Genomic DNA, 10,819 nt, shown 5'->3' on the forward strand with positions numbered 1-10,819 from the left:
ATGATCGCCAGCTTCTCGCGCGCGCTGCTCGAAGACCTGCGCTACACCATGACGGATGCGGAATTTGACGCAGCCCTTGCAAAGTCCATCGCGCAGATCTTCAGGGCTTCAACGCAGAAGGCCTGATAATCCCTTCATGTCCCCTGCCATAAGGTGGGGGGACAGGATACATGACAGGCGGCTTCCGGCATCACGGAAGCCGTTTTGCATTTGTCCTCGGCTTCTTCCGTGGATCAGAAGAAAATTTTTGGTGAAGCTTTGTACAAAAAGCTTCACGCATGTGGCCTGTCTGAAGAAAGGCGACACCCGGAAACTTCTGTAATTTTTATCGACGTTTTTTAAGCGACCTTCAATTTCCCTGTTGCGGGACAGGCATGATGCCGGGTTCGTTACATCGTGCCGGTGGCGAAGGCGGCTAGGCTGCTTCCTGATCTTCATGGACGAAACGTTACCATTTTCCATGGCTTATGGCCGGAAGGGCGTTCTGCGCTCCCCTGAAATACCATGAAAATGAAGGAAAGCATCATGCAGGCTGATACCCTTTTTTCGCTTGCGGGCAGGCGCGCCCTTGTCACCGGGGGATCGCGTGGCATCGGGCTGACCCTTGCGCGGGGGCTGGGCCGATTTGGGGCGAAAATCGTGCTGAACGGTCGCAATCCCGAACGGCTGGAGACGGCGCGTGCCATGCTGGAAAACGAAGGGCTGGATGTTGCAACCGCCCCGTTTGACGTAACCGATCAGGATGCCGTTATCGCGGGAATTGAAAAAATCGAACACGAGCAGGGGCCGATCGACATCCTGATCAACAATGCGGGCATCCAGCGCCGCGCGCCGCTGGATCAGTTCAGCCGGGCGGACTGGGATGCGCTGATCGCCACCAACCTCAACGCGGTTTTCTTTGTGGGTCAGGCGGTTGCGCGCCACATGCTGCCGCGTGGACGGGGCAAGATCATCAATATCTGCTCGGTCCAGAGCGAACTGGCCCGGCCCGGTATCGCGCCCTATACCGCGACCAAGGGGGCGGTCAAAAACCTGACCAAGGGCATGGCGACGGACTGGGCGCGGCATGGGCTACAGATCAATGGCCTCGCACCCGGTTACTTCAGGACGGAAATGAACGAAAAACTGGTGGCTGACAGGGAATTTACCCAGTGGCTGTGCCAGCGCACGCCCGCCGGGCGGTGGGGCGATGTGGAGGAACTGGTGGGTGCTGCGGTCTTTCTGTCGTCTGATGCATCCAGTTTTGTAAACGGGCATGTCCTTATGGTTGATGGCGGCATGACCGCGTCCGTGTAGTGATGAAGCAGGTCGTATGGAACTGATTGAGAAATAGAAACAAAAGTTTCCGGGTGCTGTCTTTTCTTCAAAAAGGCGGCGTTCTTTGAGGCTTTTTCATAATTTTAAGCGGCTGCTACAATGCCGTGCGATAGGGGGCGATGCCGCGCCCCTCATTATCAATATCGACACGGTGCCCGACCATTGGCAGCGCGCGGTGATGGCAGTTTTCGCGCGTGCAGGCCCGGCACCCCGGCCCGATGGGAATGATCATGCGCGGGTCATTCAGGTCCAGCCCGGCGGAATAGACCAGGTGCCGCGCATCCGCTATCGAACAGCCCAGAACCACAGCCGTAAGGCGCGGGCGGTCAAGGTAGGATATGCTGCTGCGCCCCACTGTCCGCGCTATGTTGAGGTAAAGCGCGCCATCGGTCGTCTGTGACAGCTGGACCTGCACCTGCTGGGGCGTGCTGAAGGCGCGGAAAATATTCCATAACGGGCAGGGACCGCCAAAACGGGACTGGGTGAAACGGTTCGCACTGAAGCTTTTGAGGATATTGCCCGCGATATCCGTCTTGAGGAAGTAGAAGGGAACGCCCTCGCTCCCGGGTCGCTGCATGGTGCTCAGCCGTTGGCAGGCCTGTTCGAAACTGACCCCGAAATGGCGCTGTAACTGTTCCAGGTCATGACGTACGTCACGGGCTGTTGCCCGGAAACGGTCATAGGGCAGAAGCAGTGCGCCCGCGAAATAATTGGTCAGATAGACGCGCGCCAGTCCCCGTGCCTCACTTTCACGCAGGCGGGAACGGCGGATCGTGCGGGCAAACACCCCTTGGTGCTCAAGCTGGCCCAGCGCCTGCGCCATCCAGAACGTGCTGCTTTCCGATGGGATGATGCGTGACAGGAACAGGGTGCGGTGCCGCCGGTCCATGCGCCACATCAGGCCCTTCTGCCCCAGGGCAAGGTCGATTTCGGTGCGGATGCCATGCTGGTCCAGAAGGTAGCGGGTCAGCTGTTCGCCCGGATTGCCCTCATCCAGCCGCATCCGCTCGGCCTGCCGTTCGGCCGTGCGGTCCACTTCATCAAAATAGTTGCGCTGGGCCTGTACCCAGTCATTGACGGCTTCGTAGGGTTCCACCCGGTCTGGCGCATCCCGCGCCCCGCCCTGTTGCGGCCGGTCGGGGCCGATCAGGGGGGCGGCTGTATGTTCCTGCCGCAAAAGATAGGCACGATAGAGCCGGATGAACTGCGCACACAGATCGGGTGCGACGCGCATGGCGGCCTGAATGCTGTCCAGCCTTACGGCATCGGTATCGAATACCGGGTCGGCCATTATTTCACGTAATGTCTGTATGCCGCGCGTTTCTTCAGTATCGCTGAAATAATCCACGCCAACGGAAAAAACCTTGCACAGCGCATCAAGCAGGGTCAGCGGCAGGGGGCGGGTGTCGTGTTCGATCTGGTTCAGGTAACTGGCGGATATGTCCAGCTTCCGGGCCAGTGCGCTCTGTGTCATGCCGATACGGGTGCGCTGGTGGCGGATGCGCGATCCGGTAAAGGTCTTGGTGGCGGGTTTTTTCATCTTTGCAATCTTTGCAATCCGCTTCGTGATGTTCACTCTTTTAAACGGCAAAACGTCTTCCGTTTGCAACCGGGATTTGTCACAGTCCCCATCAACAAAAACAAGAGCCGTAAAGACGAACGCCAGGGTCGGGCAAGAATAAACATAATAACTGCCGTTTCAGGCACCCGATACCCCGGACCGATTCACGTGCAACACCGCCGTTGATTGACTGCAGCCCCCTGCATGGCGCTTCGCGCTGGCACTGAACGCCAAGGAACACGACCATGACCCATATGATGCATGATGACGTTTCCATTCTGTCGACCCCTGCCATGGGGCGGGCATTTCCGCAAATGGCGGGCCATGCGGTCCTTCAGGACATGCCGCTGTCGCCTGTACATGGACAGCGCATGCTGAACATTTCCGCCCTGTGTGTGGACCGCCATCTGGGGGACCATGCGGACGGACCGGCCATATCCCGGCAGGGAGCCGACGCGCAACCCGTATCCTACCGTGACCTGCATGAACGCGTCTGCCGCCTTGCCAATGCCCTGACGGACCAGGGGGTACAGCGTGGCGACAGGGTGGCGATCCATCTGCCCCTGATGGTGGAAAGCGTGGTTGCCATTCTGGCATGCATCCGCATCGGTGCGGTACATGTCGTGCTGCCACCCGCGCTGGGTGCGCCAGCGCTGAGCGAACGGCTGGCTGATTGCGGTGCGGTTGCCGTGCTGACAGCAGATGGAACCGGCGACAATACCGACAACAGTCCCATGAAGGCCACGCTGGACAAGGCATTGAACGGGGCAGGATCCCGTAGCCAGGTCAGGCTGGTGCTGGTCGTCACGGCAGGGAATGCGGAAATCATGATGAAGCCGGGACGTGACCATCGCCATGATGCCGTCGTGGACTGGTACGAACCTGATTACCCGCCCGAGGCCATGTATGAAGATGACCCGCTGTTCCTGCTCTATCCCGCGGGCAGGACAGGCCGCTGCCACGGCGTGACGTATACAGCAGGGGAGTATGGCCGCCTGACATCCTATACGATGGGCATGCTGTCACCATCGGGCGATGCGGACATTCCCGGCATCCTGCTTGCAATGGCATGGAATACGGGACAGACCGCCCTGATCGTGGGGGTGCTGGCAAAAGGGGAGACCCTTACAATTCATGGGCATGCCCGTAAGGCAGCGACATTGGATACCTGATGGTGCCGGCAGGGCAGGGAAGCCTGTCCTGTCAGAAACGCAATATCTGCCAATAAAAGGATGGGAATGACCATGACGGAAAGTCTGCTTTAGAACAAATAAATGATAAAGTAATAAAAATTTTGGGGATGTCATAGGTAAGGAGATTAAGTGAGGTCTCCGACCGTGATGTTAGCCCATTGAGCGAGGGTTTGCAGGCGTTTGCTGAGTGAGCGGTGATTGAAACGCCACTCACACTCGGCAGGGAAGAGATGGAAATCCTGCCGGAGAATTCCATTGGGCGCTGGCAGCGCAGGATTTCATCAAGGCACAGTTCAAGAGTATCCTGTGCCCTGATGCAGTATTCCTTTGCAGTAACCACAGGTAAATCCCGATTTAATACCGGTTGTGGGCATGTTTTCGATCAGGCAGCGTTTTTTATGTCAATGCGCGTTTTTATAAAGGGTCCTTGAAAAACCGGTCTGTATGGCATCATACGGATCATGATAACGTTCTTGATGAAGGTTTTCCTGTTTGCTCCCCATGGGTTTCAGCGATGCATCGCATGGCGCGCCGTAAAAAAACCGGTTGGGAAAATGCCAGGATGATACCGGAAAATGAAACGGTTATATGACGTCCTGCAGGAACGACACGCCTTGCAGGCGTCTTGGTGCTGAAAGCCATGACGGATTACATGGACAGTCCTGCCGGACCCGCAGCGGCCATTCACATGCGGTATGTTGTGGCCAAGCAGAAAATACGGTGTCCTGTCCTGCATTCCCTCTGGCCCATGCAGCGGATCCGGCGGCAGGATCTCCCGATGGGGACAGGGGGCCATTTTCCGCCATATGGGCTGACTACGTGCAGGCCTGCGGCCAACGACCATGCTGGCGCTGGCGATCAGGCAGGCCGCAAACAGGGATTGCCCTGAACTGACAGGTCAGGATGTTAGGAAATATTTCCCATAACCATGCCGAGTATTCGTTATTTTTTTGTCGGCGATTGCGTCGCGATCTGTAAATGTCTGGATGCAGATTCCTACATTCCTGAATATACAACGAATATATGGAATATTTACCGGCATGGTTACGGTATCGGAATTAACGTTATCCGGCTGCTGGCCTGTCTGATACTGTTTATTACATCATGCAGTCTTACATTCCCGATCATGCGGCATAATATATTAAAGGTCGAATTAAAGGATATCATATTATGAAGCGTTCAATTCTTTTCGCACTGGCACTTGGCGCCTCCCTCCCGCTGGCAGCACATGCGCAGTCCGGTGACTGGAACCAGGGCGGTGAACAGGGCGAACATGGTGGTCGTGGTGGTCACGGTCATCATGGTGGTCGCCATGGCGGCGGCGAAGGCAACCGTGGCGGCCAGGGTGGCGATTTCCAGGGTGGTGGCGACCAGAACGGCGGCCAGGGTAATGAACGTGGCGGCGAAGGTCGTGGCGACCGGAACGGTGGCTTTGGTGGACAGGGCAACCGCGGTGGCGACAGCCAGAATGGCGGCTGGGGCGAACACGGCGGCGGTCGCGGTGGCGACAACCAGAATGGTGGCTGGGGCGAGCACGGCGGCGGCCGCGGTGGCGACAACCAGAATGGTGGCCGGGGTGAGCATGGTGGTGACCGCAACGGTGGCTGGAACCAGAACAACGGCTCCAACTGATCCACTTGCTACCCGAAAGGCCCGGCATATTGCCGGGCCTTTTTTTGTTACAGATGGGCGCACTGATATCGTGCCCATGAAACGCAATGAAAAAGGGGACCAGGTCGTGCCATCAAGACGGGATTTCATGGCGGCCATGGGCTCTGGCGCCCTTGTGGCGCTGGGCGCGGGACCGGTACGTGCCGCCACGACCGGAAAGCCGACGTTTCGTGCGGGCAGCGGGCGGGCCGATATCGTTTTTCCGCCCGGGCAGTTTCCCATTGATGGCTTTACCGGACAGCACGACCCGCTGGCCGTGCGCATCGTGTTGCTGGAAGACGGGACAACCCGGCTCGCCATTGTCGTGGTGGACCTGACATCCATTTTTGGTGACCTGATCACCGCGATCAAGGCCATCGTGACGGATGTTGCGGGTATTGCCGCCCCCAACATCATTGTCAGCGCCAGCCACACCTTTTCCGCGCCGCACATATTCGCGGCAGGGCAGACGCCGCCGGGCACGGATATACAGGCCAATGCCGCCGCATGGCAGGCGGTCATCCAGTCGGCACGGCAGGCCACGACGCGCGCCCATGCGTCCATGCAGCCCGCGCGTGTGGGTGCGGACGTGGGGACAAGCCGGGTCAGCGTGAACCGTGACGTGCAAACCCCATATGGCTGGTGGCTGGGCGCGGATGACGCGGGTGATACGGACCCGACCGTAAGCGTGCTGCGCATTGACCGGCTGGATGGCAGGCCGCTGGCGGTCATGACGAATTTTGCCGTGCAGTCCTCGGTCATGGATGGATCGGTCACCAGCACGGGCGGCAGGCTCATGACGGCGGACCTTGCCGGTGCGGCCATGCGATATGTCGAGGCACGGTACGGTCCCGACACGGCCGCCCTGTTCATGGTCGGGGCGGCGGGCGATCAGGCACCCTATCTTCAGGCGAACCGCCCCGTCGTCAATGCGGGTGGCAGGGCGGGCCGGATGGATATTCACGATGCCGGGTTCGCGATTGTTGACGTTCTGGGCGCGCGCCTTGGCGCACAGGTCGTGGATGTGGCGGAGAAGATCCGGGCTACCGATATGCCGACACTCGACATCCGGCGTGAAAGCATACAGGTGGCGTCACAGGCGTTCTCGCCACGCATGGGCCGCGCCACGGGGCCGGTCGCCACTTTTTCCTATACTGCCGGGCCACCGGTTTCGCTGCCTGTCGTGCTGGTCCGTATCGGTGACCTGGCGCTGGTGGGCGTGCAGCCGGAACTGGCCGCAGCCCTTGGTGCCCGGATCCGCGCGCATTCGCCCTTTGCGCATACCATGGTGGCGACGATGGTTGATGGCGGGGCCAAATACATGCCCGATGCGCGCAGCTATGACCGCCATACCTACGAAGCGCGCAGTTCCCCCTTTGCCAGGGGGGCGGGGGAAGATGCCTGTGCCCGGATCGCGGCATTGCTGCAGCAGGCCCGGGCCGCCGCCCGCTAACGGCTGCCAGCGGACGTCGGGCGCGGGAGCGTCCGGGTTGACACGGCCGCCCCGCACGATCAGAACCATGCCGACGGTTCCCCCTGCGGGGGGATGAAAAGGGAACGGGGTGCGGATTGCGATCCAATGCCCCGGCTGTCCCCGCAACTGTAAGCGGTCTGTCCTTGCATTACCGGATATCATGGTCCGGGCCACTGGAAACTGCGGTTTCCGGGAAGGCTGTGCAGGATGTCACGCCGTGAGCCAGGAGACCTGCCGTCATGATGGTTGCGACCGGGAACTGTCGGGCGGGGTGTCCCGGCGGTGTGGCGTTACGGGTTTCCCTACGGATTGGAAACCGTGTGGCGGCACGCTCTCGTGGCAACGATGATGTGACCGCGAGACCTTAGTCCGATGACCCTTTTCCGTAATCTGCTGATTGCTTCCACCACATTGATGACAATGGGGGCGGCGGTAGCGCATGCTGATACCCCTGCCGGGCAGGACACCCCACAAAGGCAGCCTGCCAAGCAGTATGGGGTCAGGAACCAGAAAGCGAAAGCCGTTGTTTCACCCGGCGATACAGGCCTGCCCGAACTGATCAGCGTCAGTGCCGCCCGCCGGCCCACGGCGGCCGATGATATCGGCACCAGCATGACCATCATTACCGAACAGCAGATCCAGACCCAGCAGCGGCGCGGCCTGAGCGATATCCTTGCGCGCCAGCCGGGCCTGAACGTGGTGCAGACGGGTGGGGCGGGCGGCACGTCATCCATTTTCATGCGGGGCAATAACGCCAACGAGGTCAAGGTCCGCCTTGACGGCATGGACATAAACGACGGCAGTTCCTCGACCGGCATGTTTGATGCCGGGACATTCGTGACCGACGGCATGGGACGGATCGAAATCCTGCGCGGCCCGCAGAGCGGCCTGTACGGCGCGGACGCCATGGCAGGGGTCATCGACATCACCACGGCACAGGGGCAGGGACGCTTCAGGCCGTTCGTCCGGATCGAAGGCGGTGGCTACGGCACGTTCAACCAGACATTCGGTGCGCGGGGCAGCAAAGGGCGTTTTCATTACAATGTTGAATTCTCCCACTACCGCATGGACGGGTTCCATAACATTCCGTCCTATATCGAACGCCATTATGGCGCGGACCAGCAGCAGCGCCATGAAGGCAACCGCAATGACAACCGTGGCGTCAATATCCGGCTGGGTTATGATGTCACCCGCAATTTCGACCTGGGGCTTACGGCGCGGCTGATACAGGACAACAATCATTCCTATTCGGTGTATGACCTGCAAAGCGAAAATCTGTACGGTGACAGGGGTGTGCGCGAACAGACCACCCAGAACGCGGCCATCGTGCGCGGCACGGCGCATCTGGTGTCCTTCCACGGCCTGTTCGATCAGGTGCTTGGCCTTGGTTACATGACCAACCGCAACCGCTGGACGGAAACGGGCACAAGCTATGGCAGCCCGGTCAATCCCGACCCTGACTATTACCGTTCCAGCCGGCTGAAGGTGGACTGGCACGGCACGTTCAATTTCCGGCAGTATGGCCAGTTGCTGGTCGGGGCCGAACATTTCCATGACACGTTCAACACCAGCCATACAGCCGCCGATATCTGGGACAGTGGATACAATACCACCGCCAGCATGGATACGACCGCGGGTTACGGGCAGTATCAGGGCAACTGGCGCCATATCCTGTACGGCGCGGCCAATATCCGTTATGACGCCAATTCGCGTTATGGCAACCACGTGACATGGCGCGTGGCGCCCGCGATCCATGTGCCGGGCACGGGGACCATCATCAAGGCCAGCGCCGGTTCGGGCTTCCATGGCCCGTCGCTGTACCAGCTGTTCGCAAGCCAGATGGGCACAGGGTATTCCGAAAAGGGCAACCCGGACCTGAAGGCCGAACAGCTGATCGGCTATGACGCGGGCGTGGAGCAGAAACTGTTGCATGACCACCTGAATTTTGGCGCGACATGGTATGACAACAGGGTCAGGAACCTGATCCAGTCCTCGCTTTCGATTGATTCGTCATATGACTACAATTACTCCTACGCCAATGTGGCGAAGGCGCGGATGTATGGCGTGGAAGCCTTCGTGAACTGGAAGGCGCTGCGCAGTCTGGAATTCAATCTCAGCTACACCTGGACCCATGCGCGCGATGCGACGAACCACAACGAACTGCAGCAGCGCCCGCAGCACAAATTCAATTTCAACACGACATGGACCCCCATCCGCGACCTGACCTTTTCAGGCAATATCCTGTATACCAGCGGCTGGCGCGACCTGCCGGTCATCGGCAGCGAGACATGCAGCACCTGTGCCAAAGGGCATGGGTATTTCACCATCGACGTGGCCGCCAATTACAGGATCAACCGCTATGTGTCCGTCTATGCCCGCGCCGACAACCTGCTGGACCGCCAGTTCGAGGAGCCGATCGGCTACCTGCAGCCCGGTCGCGCCGGTTATGGCGGTTTCATGCTGAATTACTGACATGAAGGGGGTAATGGCGGGCATTGTCGCGGGCCTTCTTGCCTGTGCCCCGATGGCCTGGGCACAGCCCCTGCCACGCGTGGTGTCGCTGAATGTCTGCACCGACCAGTTATTGCTGCTGCTGGCCGGACCGGGGCAGATCGTGGGCGTCACGCCGCTTGCGCGCGACTGCTGGAATGCCGTGCTGTGTGAACAGGCGCGGCATGTGCCGGTCCTGCGTCCCACGGCGGAAAATGTCGTGGCGTCCCACCCTGATGTCGTGCTGGGCGAAAGCTATACGGCGGCCGTCGCCATTCAGGCGGCGCGCGAGCGGGGCGCGCGGGTTGTTGTCCTGCCCCCGGCACAGGCGCTGGCGGATATTCCCGGTCAGATCATGGCGGTGGCGAACGCCATTGGCGCAGGTGTGCGGGGACACGCGCTGGCCACGGATTTCGCCAGCCGCCTTGCTGCCCTGTCCACCGTACCCGACCCCACCGGCCCGACGGCCGCGATCTATGCCGCCAATGGTTTCGTCAGCCGCGCGGGGTCATTGCCCGATGATGTCCTGACCCATGCGGGCCTGCGCAATCATGCAACCGTCATGGACCGGCAGGGGACGGCCCGCTTTTCCATGGAAGTCCTGATCGCGCGCCCGCCCGACCTGCTGGTGCTGGACCGTTCGGGGCAGGGCACGTCGCTTGCCCAGTCCATGCTGGACCATCCGGCGCTGAAACGGGCCTTTGCCGGGCCGCACCATCTGGATCTGCCCGCACGGCTGTGGTTGTGTGGCCTGCCGCAGACACTGGACAGTGTCGCCATGCTGCGTGCCGCCCGCGATAGACTGGGGACCATCCGGTGAAACCTGCCCCTAATGCCCTGTTACTGAACATCATGCTGCTGGCCGGAGTGGTGGGGCTGTCCTGCGCGTCGCTCATGTGGGGGGAAACCCGCGTCATGTTCGCGCACGCGCTGGCCGACCTGCTGGCGGGGCGGGAGAGCGCAGGCGCGATCATTGTCGGGCAGTTGCGCCTGCCGCGCACGCTTCTTGCCGTCATGGTAGGGGGGACGCTGGGCCTGTCGGGGGCAGTGTTGCAGGGGTACCTGCGCAACCCGCTGGCTGATCCCGGCATTCTGGGGGTATCGGGCGGGGCGGCACTTGGGGCGGTCAGCGTG

At 60.4% G+C, this 10,819-nt stretch carries 9 protein-coding genes, 1 pseudogene and 1 riboswitch; of the genes and pseudogenes, 8 read left to right on the forward strand and 2 right to left on the reverse strand.

From position 1 onward, the window contains the following. Both F1542_RS02835 and F1542_RS02840 read left to right on the forward strand, forming a co-directional pair. A pseudogene (locus F1542_RS02835) lies at positions 1–126 on the forward strand (class I fructose-bisphosphate aldolase); the annotation flags it as partial. A gap of 399 nt (positions 127–525) precedes the next feature. Next, on the forward strand, positions 526–1,296 hold the full coding sequence (locus F1542_RS02840; RefSeq protein WP_193731712.1) for an SDR family oxidoreductase: 771 nt from the start codon (positions 526–528) through the stop codon (positions 1,294–1,296). A gap of 115 nt (positions 1,297–1,411) precedes the next feature. On the opposite strand, the gene F1542_RS02845 is transcribed toward F1542_RS02840, so the two are convergent. Then, positions 1,412–2,857 carry a short-chain fatty acyl-CoA regulator family protein gene (locus F1542_RS02845; protein ID WP_193731713.1) on the reverse strand — a complete coding sequence of 482 codons (1,446 nt, stop codon included), beginning with the start codon at positions 2,855–2,857 and terminating at the stop codon, positions 1,412–1,414. Between the two features lie 266 nt (positions 2,858–3,123). Here F1542_RS02845 and F1542_RS02850 point away from each other — a divergent pair, with 266 nt between their 5' ends. Continuing rightward, positions 3,124–4,050: an AMP-binding protein gene (locus tag F1542_RS02850; RefSeq protein ID WP_193731714.1), complete on the forward strand. Its 927-nt coding sequence runs from the start codon at positions 3,124–3,126 to the stop codon at positions 4,048–4,050. 1,200 nt (positions 4,051–5,250) lie between these two features. Here F1542_RS02850 and F1542_RS17325 read toward each other — a convergent pair. After that, positions 5,251–5,655 carry a hypothetical protein gene (locus F1542_RS17325; RefSeq protein ID WP_256431410.1) on the reverse strand — a complete coding sequence of 135 codons (405 nt, stop codon included), beginning with the start codon at positions 5,653–5,655 and terminating at the stop codon, positions 5,251–5,253. Positions 5,656–5,779: 124 nt separating this feature from the next. On the opposite strand from F1542_RS17325, the gene F1542_RS02860 reads away from it, so the two are divergent. The 5 genes from F1542_RS02860 to F1542_RS02875 form a co-directional block, all read left to right on the forward strand. Further along, on the forward strand, positions 5,780–7,174 hold the full coding sequence (locus F1542_RS02860) for a neutral/alkaline non-lysosomal ceramidase N-terminal domain-containing protein (protein ID WP_227672424.1): 1,395 nt from the start codon (positions 5,780–5,782) through the stop codon (positions 7,172–7,174). A 57-nt stretch (positions 7,175–7,231) separates the two neighbouring features. Further along, a riboswitch (cobalamin riboswitch) is annotated at positions 7,232–7,449 on the forward strand. Continuing rightward, complete coding sequence (locus F1542_RS17330; protein WP_256431409.1) at positions 7,413–7,544, forward strand: hypothetical protein; 132 nt, start codon at positions 7,413–7,415, stop codon at positions 7,542–7,544. (Overlaps the previous riboswitch by 37 nt.) Positions 7,545–7,567: 23 nt before the next feature. After that, the gene (locus F1542_RS02865) at positions 7,568–9,667 is read left to right on the forward strand and encodes a TonB-dependent siderophore receptor (RefSeq protein WP_193731715.1); all 2,100 of its coding nucleotides are present in this window, start codon (positions 7,568–7,570) and stop codon (positions 9,665–9,667) included. Between the two features lie 13 nt (positions 9,668–9,680). Continuing rightward, entirely contained in the window at positions 9,681–10,505 is an 825-nt protein-coding gene (locus tag F1542_RS02870) for an ABC transporter substrate-binding protein (RefSeq protein WP_193731718.1), read from the forward strand. Between the two features lie 32 nt (positions 10,506–10,537). Then, a partial coding sequence (locus F1542_RS02875) for an iron chelate uptake ABC transporter family permease subunit (RefSeq protein ID WP_193731719.1) occupies positions 10,538–10,819 on the forward strand: 282 nt, incomplete at its 3' end.

Source organism: Komagataeibacter sp. FXV3 (assembly GCF_015155755.1).
Lineage (GTDB): Bacteria > Pseudomonadota > Alphaproteobacteria > Acetobacterales > Acetobacteraceae > Komagataeibacter.

Coding starts and splice junctions, on each gene's coding strand:
- F1542_RS02865 (WP_193731715.1), top strand. CDS start 7,568: ATGACCCTTTTCCGTAATCTGCTGATTGCTTCCACCACATTGATGACA.
- F1542_RS02845 (WP_193731713.1), bottom strand. CDS start 2,857: ATGAAAAAACCCGCCACCAAGACCTTTACCGGATCGCGCATCCGCCAC.
- F1542_RS17325 (WP_256431410.1), bottom strand. CDS start 5,655: ATGCTCACCCCGGCCACCATTCTGGTTGTCGCCACCGCGGCCGCCGCC.
- F1542_RS02860 (WP_227672424.1), top strand. CDS start 5,780: ATGAAACGCAATGAAAAAGGGGACCAGGTCGTGCCATCAAGACGGGAT.
- F1542_RS02850 (WP_193731714.1), top strand. CDS start 3,124: ATGACCCATATGATGCATGATGACGTTTCCATTCTGTCGACCCCTGCC.
- F1542_RS02870 (WP_193731718.1), top strand. CDS start 9,681: ATGGCGGGCATTGTCGCGGGCCTTCTTGCCTGTGCCCCGATGGCCTGG.
- F1542_RS02840 (WP_193731712.1), top strand. CDS start 526: ATGCAGGCTGATACCCTTTTTTCGCTTGCGGGCAGGCGCGCCCTTGTC.